Consider the following 21,517-nt stretch of genomic DNA (forward strand, 5'->3'; position numbering starts at 1 on the left):
TAATGTAATTTGTTTCATTTGCTAATTATAAAATCGGCGCCATGGGTCAGTGTGCCTGCCTATTCAGATCGTTTGGCAGACCCGGACATTGCGATGTGGCTGGAGCCGGTCCCGGCCGGTGGGCGCGATGAGTGTTGGTGTGTACATGCATTACTTGTATTGTTGTAAGTACATCTTTATAATAAGGCAAACTTCGTATATTTTTCCCAAAAAGGACCTTGCTATGGCGGCGCAGACGCTTGCACAGAAACTGATCGCCCGGGCCAGCCACCGGCAGGAGGTGGCGGTGAACGAGATCGTGACATGTGCAGTGGACCTGGCCATGTTTCACGATTCCAGCGGTCCGCGCCGGCTCAAACCCATGCTTGAAAAGCTCGGGGCGCAAATCTGGGATAAATCCAAGGTGGTCCTGGTGATGGATCACTACGTCCCCGAAGAAGATGACGACTCACGCCGGATCCTGAAAATCGCACGCGACTGGGCCAGCGAGCAACAGCTTCCCAATGTATATGACTCTATTGGCATCTGCCATGTGGTGCTGCCGCAGAAAGGTCATTTACGTCCGGGCATGTTTTGCGTCGGTGGCGACTCGCACTCGCCCACGGGTGGGGCATTTGGCGCGTATATGTTCGGCATCGGCAGCACCGAGATGCTGGGCGTGGTGGTAACTGGTGAAATATGGGTACGCACGCCGCCGACCATTGCCATGGATTGGTCCGGGCTACTGCCGGCCGGCGTGACGGCCAAGGACATGATGCTGCATATGATTGGGTTGTATGGTACCAATGGCGCTAATTATGCGGCCGTCGAATATACCGGTAGCGCGGTGTCGGCGCTCTCCATGCAGGAACGCATGACGCTATCGAATATGAGTGCCGAGCTGGGTGCGCAGGTGGGCCTGATTGCGCCGGACCAGACCACGCTGGATTATCTGGAGTCGGTGGGCGTAAATGCAGACGTAGAACTGGATTATTGGCGCAGCGATGACGCCGCTCAGCGCGAGGTACGCTCTTTTGACGCCAGCACGCTATCGCCCATGGTCGCGGCGCCGCACAGTCCGGACAATGTTCATCCTGTCGATCACATGCGTGATATACCGGTGCAGGTGGCCTACATTGGCGCCTGTACCGGCGCCAAGCTGGAAGATTTGCGTGCCGCCGCAACGGTGCTCAAAGGCCAGCGTGTCGATTCCGGCGTTCGCCTGATGGTGGCGCCGGCCACCTTGCGTGACCAGCAGGAAGCGCAGGATGAAGGAATAATGGATATTCTGGTTAATGCGGGCGCGCAGGTATTTGCCACTTCCTGTGGTGCCTGTTCGGGCTATGGCAATGCGCTGAAGGGGGCCGCCAATGTGATCTCCAGTACGGCGCGCAATTTCAAGGGGCGCATGGGATCGGCTGACACCCAAGTGTATCTGGCCTCGCCCTACACGGTTGCCGCATCGGCACTGACGGGACGTATTTCAGATCCACGGATCGTGCTGACGGAGGGTAAACAATGAGCAGATATCGCGTTTGGCGTGTTGGCGAGAATATAGATACCGATGCATTGGCGCCTGGGGCCTATATGAAACTGGATTTGCCGGAGCTGGCTACGCATTGCCTGGAAGCCCGCTACCCGGATCTTGCCGCTGCGCTGCGGCCTGCAGACGTGCTTGTTGCCGGCCCTGGCTTTGGGATTGGCTCGTCGCGCGAACAGGCAGTCGGCGTGCTGGTCCAGTTGGGTGTTAAAGCCGTGATTGCACCGTCCTTCAGCGGCTTGTACTTTCGTAATGCTTTCAATCTGGGTTTGCTGGCCATCGTATGCCCCCAGGCCGAAGCTATTGACGAGGGCAGTTATATTGAAATTGATACGGAGCGATCAGTACTGCGCGTCTATGCGGATGCAGAGACCGGCAGCGAGCCGGTGCACATGTTTGCCTGTCAGACGATTCCGCCATTTCTGGTTCAGATGGCTGCAGCTGGCGGTTTGCTGGCCCAGCTGGAACGCAAACTAACTGGCGCACAGTGACAAAGGCGGCGTTTGTGTGTCGCGCTGATACCACGCGCTATGACGCTTGTGATGGCGACGCTCGCCGCTCGCTGGGCCTGTGTTTTCGTCCGCTTGATTCGCTCGTTCTTCTGATATGCATTGGCGGGTGTCCGTTCGTCAATAACCTTTCTTGCCCGACATGCGGGGCAGAACCGAACACTTGAATACAAATGAAATCACTCAAATCCCTTCTGAAATCGTCGTCCTGCCTGCTTGTGCCAGGCGTTTATGATTCGTTGTCTGCCCTGATTGCAGAACAGTCCGGTTTTCAGGCTGTGTATCTTTCCGGTGCCTCAATTGCCTACACCCGGCTGGGTCGCTCCGATGTAGGCCTGACCACTTATACGGAAGTGGAGCAGACGCTCTCGCGCATTGCCGATCGCATCAGTCTGCCGGTTATTGTGGACGGTGACACCGGCTTTGGTAATGCGATGAATGTCATGCGCACGGTACGGGGTTTCGAGAAGGCCGGCGCATCCATGATTCAGCTTGAAGACCAGACATTTCCGAAACGTTGCGGTCATCTGGCAGGAAAATCGGTGATTCCTGTTTCCGAAATGTGTGGCAAGCTCAAGGCTGCGCTGGATTCGCGGCACAGCCAAGACACGCTAATTCTGGCCAGAACCGATGCCGTGGCAGTGGAAGGACTGGACGCAGCGCTGGAACGGGCCGAAGCCTATCTGGAATGTGGGGCGGATGTTCTTTTCATAGAAGCGGTGCGCTCCGAAGAACAGATGAGCCAGACTTGTGCGCGGTTCAATGGGCGGGTGCCATTGCTGGCCAATATGGTGGAGGGTGGCATGACGCCTATTCATTCGGCGAGCGATCTGGGAAAAATCGGCTTTAGCATTGTGATTTTCCCCGGCGCTGCGGCGCGCGCGGTTGCGCATGCGCTTGAGCGCTTTTACGGCCAGTTGTACCAGAACGGTTCGACCAACGGGTCGGCGGATGCGATGCTCAATTTTGATCAGCTTAACGATTTGATTGGTACACCGTCATTGCTGGAGCAGGCTGCGCGTTACGAGTAAGCAATAGAAGTACGAGGTGGTGCGCATTTATACGAAAGCGGTTGCGCATGAAGGGGGCAATAATCCAACTACGCCTGCGTGTCGTTCACAATCCAGCCGTCGATTCCCTTGGAGCGTTTATTCGATAGCGCCATGCGATACTCGAAGCGTTCCGGGTTATAGACTGCAATCAGATATTCAACCGGGCGTCCCTGTGTATCGCGGGTTAACCGTTTGATGCATAGCAGCGGCGATGAGATACCCACATCCAGCGCATCTGCGTGATGGGCGTCGGCCGCCGTTGCGGTAAAGGACTGTTCGGCCGAACCAAGCTTGATACCCAATCCTTTCAAGAGCGCCTGCAAGGGCTGCTGAGTCATATCGTCTTTGGTATAGCGCCGCCCGATATCCTCGGGTACATAGGTGATCAGATAGGAAAAGGGCTTGTCGTCGTGATAGCGCACGCGGATGGCTTTTTGCACTTTGCTATTGGCGGGCAATTCCAGTTGATGTGCGGCCAACTGGCTGGCAGTTTCATATTCAAAACTGAGCAGGCGCACCTGGGTGCCCGAACCCATTTTATTCAAATGGGCGACCAGCTTGTTGATATCTGCCGACAGAGGCTGTGTGGCAACATTGCGCGGCAGGGGAAAGGTTCCTGAACCCTGGCGTCGCTCTACCAGGCCTTCGCTTTGCAGCAGGTCCAGGGAGCGGCGGATGGTCAGGCGCGACACCTGGTAGGTCTCTGCCAGTACGTTTTCTCCCGGCATCGCCTCCTGATGGTCATACTGACCATTTTCTATCGCCTGTTTGAGCAGGCGGTATATTTTGTAGTAGCGAGGCGTGGGATTATCAATCATAGGGGCAGTCAGTCGGCAGTTACTCCGGTGAATTTTACGACGTCGGCGTAGCGTTTAATGTCCTCGGACACAAACCGGGCAAATTCCTCTGGCGTGCTGGTAACCACGGTACCGCCTTCGGGCTCAATCATTTTCACAAAATTCTCGTGCTGTGCACCTTCTACAGCGGCCTTATTCAACTGCGTCAGGCGCTCTTTGGACATGCCGGCTGGCCCGAACATGCCGAACCAGGCTTTGGAAGAAAATCCTTTGACTGTGTCACCGATAGGCGGTGCTGACGGGAACTGTTTCATTGGTTCAGGACTGGTTACGCCGAGAATCTTGATGCGCTCGCCGCCGGCCAGCGGCATTACGTTGACAGCACTGGCAAACATCAGATCCACCTGTTCACCCACTACATCCTGTATGGCGGGCGATGTACCTTTGTATGGTACGGTCAGGCCTTTGATCTTGGCGCCCATCTCGAAGCTGGCCGTGGCCATATGCAGGGAAGAGCCCATGCCGCCTATCGCAAAAGAGTATTTGCCTGGCTCTTTTTTGGCCATGTCGATCAGTGAGGCCACATCCGATGCCGGGAAATTTTTGCGGGCGATCAGTACGCTGGGCACTTCGGCGAGCATGGTGATGGGCGTGAAATCTTTTTCCGGGTCGAACGGCAGCTTTCTGTAAAGCGTCGCATTAACCGTAAAACTGGTGAAGCTGATCAAAAGCGTATTGCCATCCTTGGGAGCGCGGGCAACGGCATCGGCGGCGATATTTCCGCCGGCGCCTGGCCGGTTCTCGACGATCACGGTTTGTCCAAGAATACCGCTCATTTCCTGGGCAATCCCGCGGGCAACGCGGTCGGTGGTACCCCCGGGCGTTGCGCCCACGACCAGTTTAAGCGGCGGTTTGTCTGCGGCGTAGGCGGCAAAGCCGGTCGTGCAGCCAAGTACGACGGCGAGCAGGCCAGCACGTAAATAGGATTGGTGCATGCAAAGTCTCCTCTAATTATATGCATGTAAAGAACGTATTAAATCATATAGATGTACTGATGACAATACAAGTGAAATATAAACTGGAAGAGCGCAGGAAGTAATATTTCACTTTTTAGGGTAGCGCCCATGTTGCACATATCCAATTGCTGGACCTGTCATGGTGTGTATGGCCTGTTTTGCTGGTGCATTAGGGCGGGGTCTATATCACTCTGACTATCTTCTGGTAACAGAATGGTTCGTCATATATTCACCTATACTGTAAAAAAATATTCTTTTAATATGACAGGTGATTCGGAGACAACATGTGGAGTTCGCATTATGCCGTTCGGCAACGCTGCCGTATCCCATTTTCGGTGTGTGCTGCCGGTAACCGGCTATTGGCAATAAAAAGGGTCCTAACATGATGCCGGCAAGCAAATCAAACCGATCCAGTACTTTGCGCTTTGACTTGCTGGAGCTCGAGACCTTCCTGGCCGTTGTCGATTGTGGCAGTTTCAATGCCGCTGCAACCAGATTGCATATCTCTCAGCCGGCGGTGACGCAGCGAGTGCAGCGATTGGAAGCCGTTTTACACACCCGCCTGCTCACGCGCACGACGCGGCGCATGGAGCCCACTGAAGCAGGAAAAAAACTCTATGAAAAGGCCACCATCGCTTTGCACGATTTGCGCAATCTGCTGGACGATTTTCAAGCCGAAGCAGAGCAGGGCAAGCGACGCCTGGTCGTTGCTGCATCGCCTATTATCGCAGCGCAATCGCTGCCGTCGATCATCCAGCGATTTACCCGCCGGCATGCCCATGTAGATGTGCACATCAAAGACATGCAGCATGACGAAATTCTTGCCGCCATCCATAGCGCAGATGCGGATCTGGGCGTGGTGGCGTTTGAAGGTGATCCTGCCATGTTTACCTTTGAACCCCTGGGAGAGGACGAAATGGTTGTTGTGGTCCCGACGGATCATCCGTTGGCGTTATCACAACCGGCGACGCTGGCCTCGCTGAGTGGTTACCCCTTGCTGTTGCTGCAGCAATACGATCGCATTCAAAGCCAAATTGCAAACGCCATGCGTGAGCAGGGATTGAGAGGCCGGTTCGCGCCGCGTTTGACAAATCTGACAACGTTGCTTGCGATGCTGGACTCGGGCCATGGCGTCGCGTTGTTACCCCGCTCAATGGCGCAAACCAATGTACAGCGTCCGCGCACCATTCTATCTTTGCCAGAGCTGCATCTGACCCGCTGTTTCGGTATTCTGCTTTCTCGAAAACATATGCCCACCATGTGCGCCCAGCACTTTTGCGATCAACTGCGAGAAGATTTTGCCGCCACGCTTGGTCCACCATCCGGGGCCAAATGAGAGCCGGATGATTATTTCATATGGCTTATAAATGTATTAATAATTAGAAATTGTTCTCCGGTGGTGTGCGCTATAGACTGAATCTGTCTGTATATGCATCACAGGAGAAACTGGCTTGAACACTTACGAATCTGCATCTAAAGCCCAGGCAGGAGCGCCTGCTGCACAGCCAGCTCAAGCGACGGAATTTGATCATAAGGAATTTCGCCATGCCCTCGGGTGCTTTCCTACAGGAGTGGCCATTATTTCCACGCTCGATGGAAAGGGAAAAGCTTGCGGACTGACTTGTAATTCATTCAGTTCCGTATCGCTGGATCCGCCTCTGGTGCTGTGGAGCCTGCGCAAAAAAAGCAGCTCGATCGATGTCTTTCGCAATACCGGCGCGTTCGCGATTAATGTCCTGGCAGGCGATCAGGGCGCGTTGTCCGGACGGTTCGCCACTTCGGCCATCACCGATAAGTTCGAGGGGATGGCGTTTAGCAGCGGTTATGCAGGTGTGCCGTTGATTGACGATTGTGTTGCCCGGTTTCACTGCAGCATGCATCAACAGCATGACGCAGGTGATCACATTATCTTTATCGGACGGGTCGAGCGCTTTGAACGGGTGCGTGAAGACGACCCGCTGGTATTTTGCAAAGGCGCGTACATGATGGTGACCCAATCCTTGCGAGAACTTGCCGCTAAAGGGACGATCGGACCGGCCAAACTGCTCGAGGCAAGACGGTTGGTATATATCGGCATGGCCCGGCTTGCCTGCACCAATGCGGCAAACGAGGATTTTGCGGCCATTGAACTTACTTTGCAGCAAATGCAGGACCAGATTGATGCCGGTAATATGCTGCAGCGAGCCCGGCTGGCTATCCGGTTTTTCGACCAGATCGCCGCGGCGGCACATAACGAGGTCATAGCAGTGGTGGCGCAGTCACTGACCACGCTGCTGCAATTGAGCGTCAATGAATATCACAAGTCCGATAAGGTGGGCACGCTGTACCGCCCGGAGCTCGACCCGTTAAGGTGGGAGATGCTGGCTGCCCTGAAAGGCCGGGACAAGACCGCGGTGGAAAACGCAGTAAGCCACTATCTTGATTATGTTTCTCAGGCAAAGCTGATGGCGCCCTTGTCAGTCTGAAAAGGGCGTCTCTGTCTTGAAGATGATCATAGTTGCAATTTCAGTTGTTCAGTTGTAATAACACTGCCGGATTCCCGGTGCCTTGTTGGCACGGTGGGGGAGGCAGTCCCATATCCAAAAATACATAAATGACATTGGAGACAAGGAAAATGAAAGTGTGGCCATTCAATAAATTGCTCATTTCTGTCGCCGCGGTTGCTTCTGTGGCGCTGGCGGGCGTCACGACAACCGCCCAGGCAGAGAAGTTTCCCAGCAAGCCAATTCGTATTATTGTGCCTTATGGCGCCGGCGGTGGTTCCGATTATCTTGTACGCAAATTGTCCGATAAGCTTTCCCAGCGGCTGGGACAGACCGTGATTGTTGAAAACAGGCCAGGTGCCGATGGCATTATCGGCACTAATATGGTTGCGCGCGCGGCACCTGACGGGTACACCTATCTTGTCGCGGTGGGAACACATCTGCTTAATCCACTCGTGCACAAGAATTTGCCCTATGACACGTTCACCGATCTGACGGGAGTGACGTTAATCGCGCGTTCCCCCTTGCTCTTTTCTGCCAACGAGGCCATTGCGGCCAAAGATATGAAGGATTTTGTTGCGCTCTCACGCGCCAATCCGGGCAAATACTCCATAGCCAATTCCGAAAAATTCACCATGATGTTGGTGAAAATGCTGGCGGACAGCCAGAAAATGGACATCGTGCACGTGCCTTACAAAGGGAGCGGTCCACTTCTGGTCGATGCTGCCGGCGGCGCCGTGTCTATTGCGTCTTCAAGCATTGCGGCCGCTATTCCTTATCTGAAATCAAAACGGCTACATCCACTGGCGGTGACCGGATTGGAGCGCTCATCCGCGTTGCCCGAGGTCCCGACGTTGAAGGAGTTGGGCTTGGGAGATTTTGACTATTACGTCACCTACGGCTTGTATGCCCCTGCCAACACCCCGCGGGCCGCGCTTGAGCGCATGCGCCAGGAAGTCAAGGCCGTGACATCTGATCCAGAGATGAAGACCGCACTGGCTTCCCAGGCTGCAGAGCCCGTTGCCAATGGCGTTGACGAATTTAACGCGGATCAGGCGGAGTACTTCCAGCGGATCAAGGCGCTGGCCGCCAAATTCAATATCACGCCTGAATAGACGCGGATCGCCGCAGGAGATAGTTATATGTATGCCAATGCTAGGTATTGCCATAGTGGATTAAAGGAGAAGGATATGCAGGTAGCAGGAACGACAAGAGAAAGGAATCCATCATGAGTGAGATAAGACTGCTCTCGGCCACGCCCATACTGGGTTATGGCTTTCCCGAATCCGCGTTCGAAGCAGGGCTGGCGCAGGAGCCACACATGATCGGCGCGGATGGCGGGAGCACTGATCCTGGCCCTTATTACCTCGGATCAGGCAAGGCATTTTGTTCTCGCGTCTCCATGAAGCGGGATCTGCGTATCATGATCAGAGGGGGCGTACCTCGCGGTATTCCTGTTGTTGTGAGTACCTCGGGAGGCGCGGGGGGAGAGCCGCATCTGCAAATGATGGCGGACATTGTCCGGGAAATTGCCGCCGAGGAGCAGCTTGAGTTCAAACTGGCGCTGATCCGCTCGGAGCTGGATGAGGATTTTTTGATTCAGCGTGTTGCTGCTGACAAGGTACATGCGGTTTCAAGACAGACGCCACTTTCTGAAGAGACGATCCGCGATGCTACGCGCATCGTCGGCCTGATGGGGCCGGAACCTTACATTCGTGCATTGGATGAAGGCGCCCAAGTGATTCTGGCCGGCCGAAGTACGGATCCGGCTCCCTGGGCCGCGGTCGCGATTCGTGCCGGTTTGCCGCCAGCACAGGCCTGGTATGCAGGAAAAATGCTCGAATGCGGTTCAGAGCCCGCTGTGCCAAAGCGCGAAGGTTGTCTGCTGGCGCGGATTACCGCCGAGCACGTCGACCTGGAACCGACCAACCCGAACCAGCGCTGCACCACGCTGTCGGTCGCTAATTTTGCGCTGCATGAAAATAAAAGCCCGATTCATCATCTGGAGCCGGGCGGTATGCTGGATACGTCTGACTGCAAGTTTGAGCAGATTTCGGACAGGGTTGTCAGAGTCAGCGGGATGCGCTGGCAAAACCACACCCCGTATACCGTAAAGATCGAAGGGGTGCATTGCACCGGGTACCGCGCCATCACGATTTGCGCTTCACGGGACCCGATTCTGATTCGTGACGTCGAACAATATCTTGATATTGTGAATGCCAATATCGAAGAAAAAACCATCGCCTTTGGCGTGCAGCCAGCGCAGTACCGCATTGCAATTCGCAGCTACGGTCGAAATGGAGTGATGGGCGTGCGTGAGACGGCATCGTTTGCCGTGCCTCATGAAATGGCATTTGTAGTTGAAGTACAGGCCGACACGCAGGATTTGGCGAACGCCGTGATCGGTATTGCGCGACTGTCCATGCTGCATTCCGATTTTCCAGGTCGGATGTGTCGGGAAGGAAATATGGCAATTCCATTCTCGCCTTCGGATATTTCACTTGGCCTGGCGTACGAATTCAGTGTTTTTCATATCGTTGAAGTAGACGATCCGAACCAGTTATTTCCTGTCGAGTACGTGCATATTGGAGCGAGCAATGACAAAAATTCGTGAACTGGCCAGCATTTGCAAAAGCAAGAATGCCGGGCCGTTTGATTTGACTATTGATGTCATGTTTGATTCGGAAGAGATGTTCGACCGCGTTGAAAGAACCGGTGTGCTCAATGCTGCCTTGTTTGCAAAGCTATACCAGGTCCCTGAGCAAGACGTTTTGTTTACGCCTTACCGCGCGGCCCGCGCCTTCAAGGCGACGTTTCCGCGTCTGATCCCGGCCGGCGCCTTTGGCGATAGCGATGTGTATGGCGCCCAGCAGCACGGACCGCTGCTGGAGGTGGACATTCCCGTATAGGGAAGAGTTCACTATAGAAAATTCTTTATATCAGACTGGAGGCATTGATTATGCAGCAGAAAAAACGTCAAATGAGCCTTATCGGCTTCATGCAGGCTCAGAACTGTTCTACCTATCCGGGAAGCTGGCGCCATGCCGCCACGACACCGGATTTTCTGACGCCCGAGTATTATCAACGCATTGCCCGGGTGCTTGAAGAAGGCAAATTTCATATGGCATTTTTTGACGACCGGCTGGCCATGCCCGACATCTATTCGGGAGATCATACGGACACCGTCAAACATGGCATTCGGGCGGTGAAAATGGATCCGGTGGTGGTGCTTTCAGCCATGGCTGCGGTCACCACAAAACTGGGATTGGGCGCCACTTACTCGACGACCTACTATGAACCCTATCACGTGGCACGCACCTTTGCCACCCTTGATCTTATGACCAAAGGTCGGGCAGCGTGGAATGTGGTGACGTCCCTGAATGATTCCGAAGCAGCCAATTTCGGCAGCAGCAAGCATCTGGAGCATGACCAGCGCTATGAGCGTGCCGACGAATTTCTGGAGGCGACGCTTGGCCATTGGGATACCTGGCAGGAAGAGGCGCTGGTGATAGACAAGGACAAGGGGCTATTTGCCCACCCGGAAAAAGTAAAACGACTGGATCATCGCGGCACGTACTTCAATTCCCGTGGCCCGTTCACCGTGCCCAGATCCCCGCAAGGCCAGCCTGTGTTGATTCAGGCCGGGCAGAGTGGCCGTGGCAAAGCCTTTGCAGCCCGCTGGGCAGAATTTATCTTTGTGGTATATCCCAATCTGGATATGGCCAAAAAGCAGTATGCCGAAATGAAATCTGTGATTGCCAGCGAAGGGCGAGACCCGAACAAGGTGCAGATCGCAACGGCATGTTATGTCGTGGTGGGGGAAACTGATGAGATCGCCCGCCAGAAAATGGCGTATGCCGATGCGCTTGCCAAAGATGAAGACGCCCTGGCTCTGATTTGCGAAGTGCTCAACCACGATTTTGCGGGCCGTGATATAGATGAACCCATCAACGATGAAGACATGAAAGCCGTATCGGGCTGGCGTGCTTTCCGCGACCGGGTCGTGATGCTCAGTGGCAAATCAAACCCGTCGGTACGTGATTTTATTGATTTTTCCAAGCGCGCCAAGCTCAAGGAGTTCAATGTATTTGTGGGGTCGCCGACAACCGTTGCCGATGAGATGGAAAAATGGTTTGTCGAAGGCGGATGTGATGGCTTTGTCATTTCGCCGACGCATACGCCGGGCAGCTATGAAGATTTCGTGCGTATGGTGGTGCCGGAACTGCAACGTCGGGGTGTATTTCGCAAGGATTATCAGGGAGATACCTTGCGCGAGAACCTTGGCCTGCCTTACCCGAAAAGTGGCGATTGGCTCCGAGATCAGCAGGCGGCTGCGCAATTGAGGGAAGCTGCCGAGACGGCGTAATTGATTGCGAGGTGGCTGCAGGGATGTCACTGCCGGAATAAAATCCTATTGGTTTATTTTGGCGGTGGACCCTCTATCCGCTTCTGCTCCAGAGGTTTGATTTTAGCCAGTACATCGGCCAGCGCATCTTTTGCTCGCGCCTGATCGTAGCTCAATTGCAAACCTGTCCAAAACTCATCAGAGGTACCAAAATAGCGCGACAAACGCAGGCCGGTGTCTACCGTCACGGCGCGATTGCCGGCGATAATCTCACCGATGCGTCTTTGTGATACGCCAATCTCTTTTGCCAGCCGATACTGGCTGATATTCATCGGTTTCAGAAACTCTTCCAGCAAGATCTCGCCAGGCGTTGGGTATGGTACGGTATGCATAGTCACCTCCTAGTGATAGTTCACAATTTCGACGCGCTCGGCGTCATGCCCGGTCCAGACAAAGCAGATGCGCCATTGATCATTGATACGGATGCTGTATTGTCCTTGTCGATTGCCTTTTAGACGTTCCAGCCGATTATTCGGTGGGGCGCGCAGGTCTGCAATGTTGGCGGCCCTTTCAAGCATGGCCAATTTGCGCATGGCTACCTTTTCAATATTGACGAAACGAGCAACACGGATGCCGTTGTACATGGTTTCGGTGTCCTGGCAAGCAAAGGACTTGATCATATAGTAACGTAAAGCGTTAGTAACGCAAACAGATAGTATCAAGATCGTGGATAAAATCAATTCGTAGTTTCCGAGCACTGCCATCAGATGAGCGAAGAACCGCGACACAACGATTTCCCTCAAATCCTCCCAAAAACCACACCCAACGACAAGCCCGCAATACACGCCGGGCGAAAAAACAACTGCCTTTCAACCCTACCAGACAAGGGTTAATCCCTATATTCATGTTTTGTTAATAAAACGTATGATCGCCATATTGTATGACAATCAGACATATGGAGATGAGTTTGAATAGCCAGAAAATTGGTTTTATTGGCCTGGGGCGAATGGGGCTTCCCATGATGGCCAACCTGCTTAAGTCAGGTAGGCAGGTCCATGTTTTTGACACATCTGCAGATGCGCTGTCGGCAGCCCAAGCTTTGGGGGCGACCATCGAGCCAAGCGTCCAGGCTGTGGCTGATCGTGCAGCCACGGTTTTCCTGAGCTTGCCTACGCCAGCGATTGTTGAATTGGTGTTGTCCCAGTTGGTTGCCGGCAAGCAGATAAGCCGCGTGGTCGATTTGTCCACAATAGGAATCCGGGCGGCCAGGCGTGCGCATGAGATTGTCAGCAAGCGCGATATTCAATGGGTCGAAGCACCGGTCAGTGGTGGCGTGACTGGCGCGTCTGCCGGCACGCTGACCCTGATGGTTTCGTGCCCGACCGCGCTGCGCGAGGAAATTGAACCCCTTATTCAGGTGCTGGGAACGGTTCTATATGCTGGTGAGGCGCCTGGTCTGGCGCAGGCCGCCAAGCTGGCCAACAATATGTTATCGGCAGCCGCGCTGGTGGCCTCTTCAGAGGCCATCTGTATGGCAGTCAAGGCAGGCGTGGAGCCTACGGCGCTGCTTGGAATTATTAATTCAAGCAGTGGTCGCAATACCGCAACCACTCACAAGATTCCCAACGAGGTGGTCAGCCGCCGCTTCCAGGTTGGATTTGCCAACAAGCTCTCGCATAAAGACGTCACGCTGTGTATAGAAGAGGCCGCCTCAATGGGAATACCCATGCCAGTCAGCGTAGCCATCAGGGAAATGCTGTCCATCACCACCGCCACTTTTGGCGATAGCGCCGACATATCGGATGTTGCCCGCGTGCTGGAGCAGTGGTCGGGCATCACCATAGAAGACAAAGCTGCCTAAGCGATCTCAACCTCTTATCAACCATTCCATCACTGTAAAGGAACCAACATGAACAATGAACTGTATGAAAAAGGCCTGAAGGTACGCCGTGAAGTGCTCGGCGCTGAATTTGTCGACAAGTCGATTGCAAACGCTACCGATTTTAATCGGATCGCTCAGGAAATCACGACCACGGCTTGCTGGGGATTGTGCTGGGGCAATGACGATTTGACGCGCCGGGAGCGCAGTCTGGTGAATCTGGCCATGATCTCAGTTTTGAACCGGCCGCACGAACTCTCGCTTCACGTCAAGGGCGCGTTGCGAAATGGCCTGACAGAAACAGAAATTCGCGGCGCATTGACGCACGTGGCCATTTATGGCGGCATTCCTGCCGGTATGGATTCTTTTCGTATTGCTTCACAGGCGATCAAGGAATTCCGCGACGAGCAAGCGGAGCAATCCGACAAATAACTTCCGTTCACGCAGGGCCTGCCGCGATTTAATTTCAGTGCGGTGCCCTGGCTCAACAAAATACCCCACAGAAAACAAAGTGGGAGGAGACATTTATGTTAAAGCACACTCGTCATTGGCTGGGAGCGGCGCTTATTGCCGTTGCGGGCATTGCCAACGCCTATCCGGATAAAGCCATCACTATGATCGTGCCTTATGCACCAGGCGGGTCCACAGATGGATTGGCGCGCATTGTGGCAGACTCGATGGCCAAGTCCATTGGTGCCTCGATCATCGTGGAGAACATCGGTGGCGTGGGTGGCGTACCGGGCGTTCAGAAGTTCCTGCGCGCCAAACAAGATGGTTATACCATCATGCTTAGCAACATGGGTTCTTTTGCCATTGCGCCAACGCTATATCCGCATATGAAGTTTGATCCCAAGAGCGAGATGGAGCCGTTGGGTCTCGTTGCTGAAGTGCCGATGGTGCTGTCAGTAAGTGCTGCAAGTGGTATCAAGGACTTACCAACATTGCTCCAACGCATGCGTGATTCTTCGCAACCGCGCATCAATCTGGGTAACGGCGGACCTGGCGGTACGGGACATATTGGCGCAGAATACTTTTTATATTTAACAAAAACCACAAGTGAAATGATTCCCTATCGCGGCACCGGTCCGGCGTTGGTGGATTTAATGGCCGGCACGGTAGACGTGGTGATTGATCAGACAGTCGCAATGATTCCCGCAAGCAAGGGAAACCGCATTCTCCCATTGGCTGTTGCAAGCCCCGAGCGTATTCCCCAAATGCCCGATACACCAACCTTTGCCGAGGGCGGGGTTCCCGAGTTCGACATGTCTGTCTGGAACGCAATTGCCGCACCCAAGGGCATTCCCCGTGATCGTGCAGATAAACTCGTAAAAGCGTTGAACGAAGCGCTGGATGATCCGAAGGTGAAAGCTGCCCTTGACTCCCTGGGAGCGATCGCGCCTCAAGGAAAGCGCCGCGGCCCCGAGGAAATGCACAGGCTTACGCAGCGCGACTTGGATCGTTTTGCAAAATTGATTCACGACGCAAACATTCCGATCAATAAATAAATTCCTCCGGGAAACAGGTATTTTTCAATGCAAGCCCGGATCGGGCATTGCATCTTCACTGGGAGCTTGAAGCGTGATTGTGCATGACAAGTTTTATATCGACGGACATTGGGTAGCACCCCATGGCACAGAGACCTATACGGTTATAAACCCGTCGACAGAAATGGCGTGCGCCACCATTGCAATGGGTGATGCGACAGACGTTGATCGTGCTGTTGAAGCGGCAAAGCGCGCCTTGCCCGCATTCATGGCTACCAGTAAAGCACAGCGGCTTGATTTGTTGAGAAGCATTCTGGCGGCTTATCGCAATCATTATGAAGAATTTGCGCAGCTCATGAGTCTGGAGATGGGAACGCCGATTACTTTTGCACGCGAGGCCCAGGCAATGAGAGGTGTGGTGCACCTGACAGAGGCCATTTCCGTTCTTGAGAAGTTCGATTTTGAGTGGAGCGAAGGCGCGACACGAATGCGCCTGGAACCGATCGGAGTATGCGGCCTGATTACGCCCTGGAACTGGCCTGTGAACCAGATTGTCGTCAAGCTGGCGCCAGCCATCGCAGCAGGGTGCACCACGGTTCTGAAGCCGAGCGAGTATTCGCCATTAAGCAGCATGCTCTTTGCCAGGATTATGGATGAGGCGGGGGCACCGGCCGGGGTGTTTAATCTTATATTAGGTGATGGTCAGAATGCCGGCGCTCGCCTGGCCGAACATCCTGATGTGGCCATGGTCTCGTTTACAGGCTCGACCAGCGCGGGTATCGAGGTCGCCCGCTGTGCGGCCCCCACCGTCAAGCGGGTGGCTCAGGAACTGGGAGGCAAATCGGCCAACATTCTTCTTGCTGACGTCGATCTTGAGCAGGCTGTTACGAAAGGCGTTGCCGGATGCTTTACAAACGCAGGCCAATCATGCTCTATTCCGACACGCATGCTGGTGCCAAGATCGCTAATGGCCCGCGCTGCGGATATGGCAGCAAAGGCTGCGTCAGAATATATTGTGGGGCCAGCTGATGATCCGAAGTCGAGCCTTGGACCTGTCGTCAATAAACGCCAGTTCGAGAGCATCCAGGGGTTCATATCCGGCGCAATTGAGGAAGGTGCAACCCTGGTTGCCGGCGGGCCGGGCAGGGCAGCACCGTATGACAAAGGCTATTATATAAGGCCCACTGTCTTTTCTGATGTAACGCCGGACATGCGTGTCGCCCGTGAGGAGATCTTTGGACCCGTACTTGTAATGATTGCCTATGACTCGATCGATCACGCTGTGGAAATTGCTAACGGAACGCAATATGGACTGGCTGGTTACGTCCAGGGCAAGGATCTTGGGCGCGTACACGATGTAGCCCGCAGGTTACAGGCCGGCACCATTCACCTGAACTATCCGGCTGCCGACTTCAGCGCCGCTTTTGGCGGTTACAAGCAATCTGGCAACGGCAGGGAATGGGGCAAGGCGGGATTGATGGAATATCTGGAACTCAAAAGCATGGTTGGCTTTCATCACTAACCTTTGCGAAAACCAACATCATATAAAGGGCATTAAACATGACTAAAGAACAACTAGGATTTATCGGCCTGGGCAGCATGGGCAAGCCGATGGTGCAGAATCTGGTGCGGGCTGGCTATGCTGTTGCTGTCCACGATGCAAATGCGCAAGCGGCGGCGCAGATGACCGATGAGCACATTCGCGTGATGACGACACCTGCGTTGGTGGCAGCGCATGCTTCGATCATTATCACGATGTTGCCCACAAGCGCCATCGTCGAACAAGTTCTTACGGGCCCTGATGGAGTCTTTGCTGCCATGCAACCGGGCACGATCATCATTGAGATGAGTTCGGGTGTACCGGCCATGACCAAGGCTCTGGCCGCCAAGGCGCAAGCGCGTGGCGCGCAGTTGGTGGATGCGCCGGTGTCTGGTGGTGTGACCCGGGCGCAGTCTGGGGAGCTTTCCATCATGTATGGCGGCAGTGACGAAACACTGAAGCAGATCGAAACCATCTTGCAGGCCATGGGTTCGAGCGTGGCGCGCACCGGCGAGGTGGGTACTGCTCATGCCATGAAAGCGCTCAATAATCTGGTCTCTGCGGGCGGTTTTCTAATTGGCATCGAAGCGCTCCTGCTTGGCAAGCAGTGCGGTCTGGATCCGGAGGTGATGGTCGATATTCTGAATGCGTCCACGGGAATGAACAATTCCACACAGAAGAAATTCAAGCAATTTGTCCTGTCTGGAAAGTATAATGCTGGTTTTGGCTTGGAGTTGATGGTCAAGGATCTGGGCATTGCATTAGGCCTGGATGAAGGGCATAAGGCGCAGTTCTCGCAGCGCTGCCTTGAGATCTGGAATGCGGCCAATGACACGCTTGGCAAAGGGGCCGATCATACAGAACTGGCCAGGCATGTGTCGCAACGCATCGGAGTACCATTAACGTAAATACAGGCCGAACGTCCATATTACGGGTCTACCCATGAGCATTAAATTCGAACGCGTTGATGTATCACTCAAAAAACAAGTCATCGATGCCATGCGAAAAGCGATCGTCGAGGGCTCATTTGTACCTGGTCAAAAACTGGTGGAAAGAGAGTTGTGCCAGTGGTTCGATGTCAGCCGATCATTGATGCGTGAAGTGCTTCAGCAACTTGAAGCTGAAGCACTGATTACGATCGTCCCGTTTCGCGGGCCGATGGTCTCTGAAATCCAGCTGGATGAAGCCAAATCCATCTATGCTGTTCGGCAGGCATTGGAAGCGCTGGCAGGGGCAGGGTGCGCCCAGTTCGCATCCGAAAGCGACATTGCGGCGCTGCAAGCCAATCTCGCTCTGATTGCCCAATGCAAGGACGGCACGGACCATAAGACGCTCGTGAACGCAAAGAACGAGTTTTACAACGTCTTGTTAAACGCATGTGGCAACCCGGTGGTGAAAGAAATACTAACCGGGTTGAATAACCGGATCAATTCGCTGCGCAGGCTGTCGATGGGCCAACCCGGAAGACTGACCGACACGGTTCAGGAGCTGCAGGCGATCATAGAGGCAATTGGCAACCGTGATGCGCAGTTGGCCTCGCAGCTTTGCGCTGAGCACGTGGGAAAGGCGGCGAATATCGCTTTGCAAGTAATGGCCGAACAAACGAACGATAAAGAGGCTGGCTCGACGCACGAGGCGACAATCCCTCAGTAGCAAAGTGCAGCCAGTTCTGGTTGTTTACCACCCAGCTTCAGGTGTTCTTCTCCTGTCCATCGTTTTACGCCTTCCCAATAGGCCGTTACGGAACCGTGCATTCACAATCTACCTGACGCACTTGTCCAGTTCATATCATGAAAATATCCACGCAGGTGGTCAATGAACAGACGCACTTTGTAGGGCAGGTAACGCTTGCTTGGGATGACTGCATAAATATCCAGTCCTTCGCATTTATAGTTGGGGAGCACTAACAGCAATGCACGTACGCTTTTTGTTATAAGCATATGTTTGACTGTTTTAGATCGACCGTTTTAGAATGGCCACAATAACAGGCAATTAACTGCCTTAAGGCGAGACTATTTTGAGTGATCGTGACGATGGGCCGACCCAGAGAGTTTGATGAAGACGCAGTGCTGGCCGCAGCGATAGACTGCTTTTGGCAGCACGGGTACGAAGCCACGTCGGTCCGGGAACTGGCCTGCAGAATGGGGCTCACCGGCGCGAGCCTGTACAACGCCTTCGGCGACAAACGAACCCTGTACCGGCGGGCGCTGCACTATTACGTGCAAACCAGCTTTGCCGCTCGTGCGCATCGGCTGGAAGCAACCCTGTCTGCACCAGAGGCGATAGGCGCCTTTTTCACAGATACCATTGAGCGCTCGCTGGATGACAAGCAGCGACGAGGCTGCCTGATTGTGAACTCGGCACTGGAAGTGGCTCCGCATGATCCCGAGTTCCGGCAGATCGTTACTGAGGTACTCGGACATGTAGAGGCGTTCTTCCAACGCTGCATCTGCACCGGCCAGCGCGATGGCACCATTACGAACAGTATTGGCGCCACTGAGCTTGCGCAAATGCTGCTTGGAATCCACATCGGTATGCGCGTGCTCGCCAGAACCCGACCGGAACGCGCCCTGCTCGAGGGAATGATTCGCCCCGCATTAACGTTACTTACTTCTGACCCGCCTCATGCAAAAAGGAAAAAAGATGATTGACCTATATTACTGGCCCACGCCCAACGGCCACAAAATTACCCTGTTTCTGGAAGAAGCCGGACTGGACTACCAAATTCATCCGGTAGACATCAGCGCTGGCGACCAGTTCAAACCAGAGTTCCTTGCTTTTTCTCCCAACAACCGGATGCCGGCGATCATCGACACGGCTCCCACTGACGGTGGTGAGCCAATCACAGTGTTCGAATCGGGCGCCATTTTGCAATATCTGGCCGAAAAAACCGGTCAATTTTTACCTGCCAATGTGCGCGCGCGCAAAACGGTGATGGAATGGGTCTTCTGGCAAATGGGCGGACTGGGACCCATGGCGGGTCAGAATCACCACTTCGGCGTCTATGCTCCCGAGAAAATCCAGTATGCGATTGACCGTTATGTTAAAGAGACCAACCGTTTGTACGGCGTGCTTAACCGTCGCCTGGAGGGTCGCTCTTTTATCGCGGGCGAGCAGTACTCCATCGCCGACATGGCCTCCTACCCATGGATCGTGCCGTACGAACGCCAGCAACAAGACCTGCACGCCTTTCCGAATCTGCATCGATGGTTCGAGCAAATTCGTGAGCGGCCCGCTACTGTACGCGCCTATGCCAAGGGAGAGCCGTTTTCGAGTCGGCCGACGGTAACCGAGGAGGGCAAGAAGATTCTGTTCGGACAGACTGCACAAAGCGCCGGGGCGCGTGCGTGACGGCGGTATACTTCTTTACCGATACTACTTCTGCAATTTTTCCGTGAAACAACACCATTCGTTCCCGCAGCAGTCGCCTTGTCCTTGCGGCAGCATGTCAAGCTATGAGGCTTGCTGCGGTCGTTGGCACCAAGGCGCGCTGCGCTTGATGGCCCCCGATGCGCAAACCCTGATGCGTTCCCGATATACCGCTTTCGTATTGGATAAGCTCGATTACCTGCTAGAGACCTGGCACAGCAGCACCCGTCCGGTGTCGCTGGAACCCAATGCACCGGGCACCAAGTGGCTGGGGCTGGATGTGCGACGCCACGCTCAGCAGGACGACGATCATGCTACGGTAGAGTTTGTTGCCCGGTCTCGCCAGAACGGACGCGCGGCACGCCTGCATGAAGTAAGTCGCTTTGTGCGTGAAGACGGGCGGTGGGTTTATGTGGATGGGGATTTTGTTGAAAAAGAACGCCCGACAGGGGGGAGGCGCTTGCAGTAGACTGCCTCCAGCAATTCTGCCTGGATCACCACTTGCACCAGTTTTCCAAAAAAAATGCAGCCACCCGGTTAGTGCGCCTGCATCTCGTTTGCCTGTTCCTGCCTGACCAGACGGCGTACGCCACCTATAAATTGTTTTTCTAATGTACTGGGTGGCCCCTGTTCGCGGTAGATGGCCACCAGATCAAGGGTGATCGGCGGGTCAAAATGGATGTACCTGGATTTGTCTCGCAGGACAAATTTTGCGGTGAATTCATCCACAATCGCAAGCCGATCTTCGTACTCGGCAATGGCGGCGGCGACGTAATACGTCTCAACCTTGACCTGGTTGGTAAATTGGTACGGAATAGCCATGGATTCTATGATGCGAGTGACAGGGTCTCCCGCAGAATAGGTGATCAGCTTTGTGAAGTCTACCTGGCGAGGGTCTTCCACCTGGCCGTTGCGCGGCCCGGCCAGCACCATGTTCACTTTGGCAATGGTGGAGGCTGAACAGTCCGGATACTCGTCCGGCTTGAATGTGAAAGCGATATTGATCTCGCGCGAGCGCAGTTTTCTGATCAGCTCCGACTCATGCCCCGTGGTAATTTCAATATTGATGTCTGGATACCGTTGCCTGATGAGCGACACCGCCTGGGGCATCAGGTGCAGGCCCAGGCTTGGCAGGCAGCCCAGTTTGAGCGACCCTGCGGGATGCTGGTGGATATTGGACGCCAGCGAGCGGATGTGCTCCAGCTGGTTCATCATTTTTTCAATTTCCGGCGCCAGCGACTGCGCTTCCGGCGTCAGTTTCAGCCTGCCTTTGACACGCTCGAAAAGCTGGAAGCCCAGCTGCAGTTCCGCATGCCCCAGGGTCTTGCTGACTGCGGATTGGGAAATATTAAGCAAACGCGCCGCCCGGCTGACCGAACCGGTCGTGCGAATGGCGTGAAAAATTTCGATATGTCTGATTTTCACCGGCACTCCATGGTATGAGTTTTAGTCATGGATGATATAACTTTTTTCCTTTGCATACTATACCTATTGCCTGCAAAATAGCCCGGGAAAGCAGGATCT

The 21,517-nt window shown here is 54.3% G+C and carries 23 protein-coding genes; 18 read left to right on the forward strand and 5 right to left on the reverse strand.

Annotated features, from left to right (window positions below; translation table 11 throughout):
* Positions 1-223 precede the first annotated feature (223 nt).
* From EV681_RS14175 to EV681_RS14185, 3 genes are all read left to right on the forward strand, one after another.
* Positions 224-1,501 (forward strand): 3-isopropylmalate dehydratase large subunit, encoded by a 1,278-nt coding sequence (locus EV681_RS14175; protein WP_130304331.1) that lies wholly within the window; start codon positions 224-226, stop codon positions 1,499-1,501.
* Positions 1,498-2,010: a LeuD/DmdB family oxidoreductase small subunit gene (locus tag EV681_RS14180; protein ID WP_130304332.1), complete on the forward strand. Its 513-nt coding sequence runs from the start codon at positions 1,498-1,500 to the stop codon at positions 2,008-2,010. Before EV681_RS14175 ends, EV681_RS14180 begins: the two co-directional genes overlap by 4 nt.
* Before the next feature lie 185 nt (positions 2,011-2,195).
* A complete protein-coding gene (locus tag EV681_RS14185; protein WP_165393091.1) occupies positions 2,196-3,059 on the forward strand; it encodes an isocitrate lyase/PEP mutase family protein in 864 nt (287 codons plus the stop codon).
* Between the two features lie 68 nt (positions 3,060-3,127).
* Here EV681_RS14185 and EV681_RS14190 read toward each other — a convergent pair whose 3' ends face one another.
* Positions 3,128-3,898: a GntR family transcriptional regulator gene (locus EV681_RS14190; RefSeq protein ID WP_130304333.1), complete on the reverse strand. Its 771-nt coding sequence runs from the start codon at positions 3,896-3,898 to the stop codon at positions 3,128-3,130.
* An 8-nt stretch (positions 3,899-3,906) separates the two neighbouring features.
* Positions 3,907-4,872 (reverse strand): Bug family tripartite tricarboxylate transporter substrate binding protein, encoded by a 966-nt coding sequence (locus EV681_RS14195; protein ID WP_130304334.1) that lies wholly within the window; start codon positions 4,870-4,872, stop codon positions 3,907-3,909.
* A gap of 403 nt (positions 4,873-5,275) precedes the next feature.
* Between EV681_RS14195 and EV681_RS14200 the strand changes: the two genes are divergently transcribed.
* The 6 genes from EV681_RS14200 to EV681_RS14225 all read left to right on the forward strand — a co-directional run bounded on the left by EV681_RS14200 (position 5,276) and on the right by EV681_RS14225 (position 11,742).
* Positions 5,276-6,229, forward strand: coding sequence for a LysR family transcriptional regulator (locus tag EV681_RS14200; protein WP_130304335.1), 954 nt, complete (start codon positions 5,276-5,278; stop codon positions 6,227-6,229).
* A gap of 115 nt (positions 6,230-6,344) precedes the next feature.
* Positions 6,345-7,358, forward strand: coding sequence for a flavin reductase (locus tag EV681_RS14205; RefSeq protein ID WP_130304336.1), 1,014 nt, complete (start codon positions 6,345-6,347; stop codon positions 7,356-7,358).
* 149 nt (positions 7,359-7,507) lie between these two features.
* Positions 7,508-8,491, forward strand: coding sequence for a Bug family tripartite tricarboxylate transporter substrate binding protein (locus EV681_RS14210; RefSeq protein WP_165393059.1), 984 nt, complete (start codon positions 7,508-7,510; stop codon positions 8,489-8,491).
* 113 nt (positions 8,492-8,604) lie between these two features.
* Complete coding sequence (locus EV681_RS14215) at positions 8,605-9,990, forward strand: acyclic terpene utilization AtuA family protein (RefSeq protein ID WP_130304338.1); 1,386 nt, start codon at positions 8,605-8,607, stop codon at positions 9,988-9,990.
* Positions 9,974-10,285 carry a DUF4387 domain-containing protein gene (locus EV681_RS14220; protein WP_130304339.1) on the forward strand — a complete coding sequence of 104 codons (312 nt, stop codon included), beginning with the start codon at positions 9,974-9,976 and terminating at the stop codon, positions 10,283-10,285. The genes EV681_RS14215 and EV681_RS14220 overlap by 17 nt, the downstream gene beginning before the upstream one ends.
* 50 nt (positions 10,286-10,335) lie before the next feature.
* Entirely contained in the window at positions 10,336-11,742 is a 1,407-nt protein-coding gene (locus tag EV681_RS14225) for an LLM class flavin-dependent oxidoreductase (RefSeq protein WP_128392848.1), read from the forward strand.
* A gap of 53 nt (positions 11,743-11,795) precedes the next feature.
* Here EV681_RS14225 and EV681_RS14230 read toward each other — a convergent pair whose 3' ends face one another.
* Both EV681_RS14230 and EV681_RS14235 read right to left on the reverse strand, forming a co-directional pair.
* Positions 11,796-12,113 carry a HigA family addiction module antitoxin gene (locus tag EV681_RS14230; protein WP_130304340.1) on the reverse strand — a complete coding sequence of 106 codons (318 nt, stop codon included), beginning with the start codon at positions 12,111-12,113 and terminating at the stop codon, positions 11,796-11,798.
* Between the two features lie 9 nt (positions 12,114-12,122).
* Complete coding sequence (locus tag EV681_RS14235; RefSeq protein ID WP_130304341.1) at positions 12,123-12,401, reverse strand: type II toxin-antitoxin system RelE/ParE family toxin; 279 nt, start codon at positions 12,399-12,401, stop codon at positions 12,123-12,125.
* 287 nt (positions 12,402-12,688) lie between these two features.
* Here EV681_RS14235 and EV681_RS14240 point away from each other — a divergent pair, with 287 nt between their 5' ends.
* The 9 genes from EV681_RS14240 (at position 12,689) to EV681_RS14285 (ending at position 20,462) form a co-directional block, all read left to right on the forward strand.
* On the forward strand, positions 12,689-13,582 hold the full coding sequence (locus tag EV681_RS14240) for an NAD(P)-dependent oxidoreductase (RefSeq protein ID WP_165393060.1): 894 nt from the start codon (positions 12,689-12,691) through the stop codon (positions 13,580-13,582).
* A gap of 48 nt (positions 13,583-13,630) precedes the next feature.
* Positions 13,631-14,032 (forward strand): carboxymuconolactone decarboxylase family protein, encoded by a 402-nt coding sequence (locus tag EV681_RS14245; RefSeq protein WP_128392845.1) that lies wholly within the window; start codon positions 13,631-13,633, stop codon positions 14,030-14,032.
* Positions 14,033-14,127: 95 nt separating this feature from the next.
* Positions 14,128-15,105: a Bug family tripartite tricarboxylate transporter substrate binding protein gene (locus tag EV681_RS14250; protein WP_128392844.1), complete on the forward strand. Its 978-nt coding sequence runs from the start codon at positions 14,128-14,130 to the stop codon at positions 15,103-15,105.
* A gap of 73 nt (positions 15,106-15,178) precedes the next feature.
* The gene (locus tag EV681_RS14255) at positions 15,179-16,606 is read left to right on the forward strand and encodes an aldehyde dehydrogenase family protein (RefSeq protein WP_423191207.1); all 1,428 of its coding nucleotides are present in this window, start codon (positions 15,179-15,181) and stop codon (positions 16,604-16,606) included.
* A 38-nt stretch (positions 16,607-16,644) separates the two neighbouring features.
* Positions 16,645-17,532: an NAD(P)-dependent oxidoreductase gene (locus EV681_RS14260; RefSeq protein ID WP_130304343.1), complete on the forward strand. Its 888-nt coding sequence runs from the start codon at positions 16,645-16,647 to the stop codon at positions 17,530-17,532.
* A gap of 34 nt (positions 17,533-17,566) precedes the next feature.
* A complete protein-coding gene (locus EV681_RS14265; RefSeq protein WP_130304344.1) occupies positions 17,567-18,277 on the forward strand; it encodes a GntR family transcriptional regulator in 711 nt (236 codons plus the stop codon).
* A 368-nt stretch (positions 18,278-18,645) separates the two neighbouring features.
* Positions 18,646-19,275, forward strand: coding sequence for a TetR/AcrR family transcriptional regulator (locus tag EV681_RS14275; RefSeq protein WP_479722559.1), 630 nt, complete (start codon positions 18,646-18,648; stop codon positions 19,273-19,275).
* Positions 19,268-19,975, forward strand: a complete 708-nt coding sequence (locus EV681_RS14280; protein WP_128392841.1) for a glutathione binding-like protein — start codon at positions 19,268-19,270, stop codon at positions 19,973-19,975. The genes EV681_RS14275 and EV681_RS14280 overlap by 8 nt, the downstream gene beginning before the upstream one ends.
* A 43-nt stretch (positions 19,976-20,018) precedes the next feature.
* Positions 20,019-20,462 carry a YchJ family protein gene (locus EV681_RS14285; RefSeq protein WP_242612264.1) on the forward strand — a complete coding sequence of 148 codons (444 nt, stop codon included), beginning with the start codon at positions 20,019-20,021 and terminating at the stop codon, positions 20,460-20,462.
* Between the two features lie 68 nt (positions 20,463-20,530).
* Here the strand turns inward: EV681_RS14285 and EV681_RS14290 are convergent, their stop codons facing one another.
* Positions 20,531-21,418 carry a LysR family transcriptional regulator gene (locus EV681_RS14290; RefSeq protein ID WP_165393061.1) on the reverse strand — a complete coding sequence of 296 codons (888 nt, stop codon included), beginning with the start codon at positions 21,416-21,418 and terminating at the stop codon, positions 20,531-20,533.
* Positions 21,419-21,517 lie beyond the last annotated feature (99 nt).

This window comes from Advenella incenata, assembly GCF_004217095.1.
Taxonomy (GTDB): Bacteria; Pseudomonadota; Gammaproteobacteria; order Burkholderiales; family Burkholderiaceae_B; genus Advenella; species Advenella incenata.

Coding starts and splice junctions, on each gene's coding strand:
- EV681_RS14195 (WP_130304334.1), bottom strand. CDS start 4,872: ATGCACCAATCCTATTTACGTGCTGGCCTGCTCGCCGTCGTACTTGGC.
- EV681_RS14200 (WP_130304335.1), top strand. CDS start 5,276: ATGATGCCGGCAAGCAAATCAAACCGATCCAGTACTTTGCGCTTTGAC.
- EV681_RS14215 (WP_130304338.1), top strand. CDS start 8,605: ATGAGTGAGATAAGACTGCTCTCGGCCACGCCCATACTGGGTTATGGC.
- EV681_RS14230 (WP_130304340.1), bottom strand. CDS start 12,113: ATGCATACCGTACCATACCCAACGCCTGGCGAGATCTTGCTGGAAGAG.
- EV681_RS14190 (WP_130304333.1), bottom strand. CDS start 3,898: ATGATTGATAATCCCACGCCTCGCTACTACAAAATATACCGCCTGCTC.
- EV681_RS14245 (WP_128392845.1), top strand. CDS start 13,631: ATGAACAATGAACTGTATGAAAAAGGCCTGAAGGTACGCCGTGAAGTG.
- EV681_RS14280 (WP_128392841.1), top strand. CDS start 19,268: ATGATTGACCTATATTACTGGCCCACGCCCAACGGCCACAAAATTACC.
- EV681_RS14250 (WP_128392844.1), top strand. CDS start 14,128: ATGTTAAAGCACACTCGTCATTGGCTGGGAGCGGCGCTTATTGCCGTT.
- EV681_RS14180 (WP_130304332.1), top strand. CDS start 1,498: ATGAGCAGATATCGCGTTTGGCGTGTTGGCGAGAATATAGATACCGAT.
- EV681_RS14265 (WP_130304344.1), top strand. CDS start 17,567: ATGAGCATTAAATTCGAACGCGTTGATGTATCACTCAAAAAACAAGTC.
- EV681_RS14175 (WP_130304331.1), top strand. CDS start 224: ATGGCGGCGCAGACGCTTGCACAGAAACTGATCGCCCGGGCCAGCCAC.
- EV681_RS14225 (WP_128392848.1), top strand. CDS start 10,336: ATGCAGCAGAAAAAACGTCAAATGAGCCTTATCGGCTTCATGCAGGCT.
- EV681_RS14260 (WP_130304343.1), top strand. CDS start 16,645: ATGACTAAAGAACAACTAGGATTTATCGGCCTGGGCAGCATGGGCAAG.
- EV681_RS14235 (WP_130304341.1), bottom strand. CDS start 12,401: ATGATCAAGTCCTTTGCTTGCCAGGACACCGAAACCATGTACAACGGC.
- EV681_RS14220 (WP_130304339.1), top strand. CDS start 9,974: ATGACAAAAATTCGTGAACTGGCCAGCATTTGCAAAAGCAAGAATGCC.
- EV681_RS14210 (WP_165393059.1), top strand. CDS start 7,508: ATGAAAGTGTGGCCATTCAATAAATTGCTCATTTCTGTCGCCGCGGTT.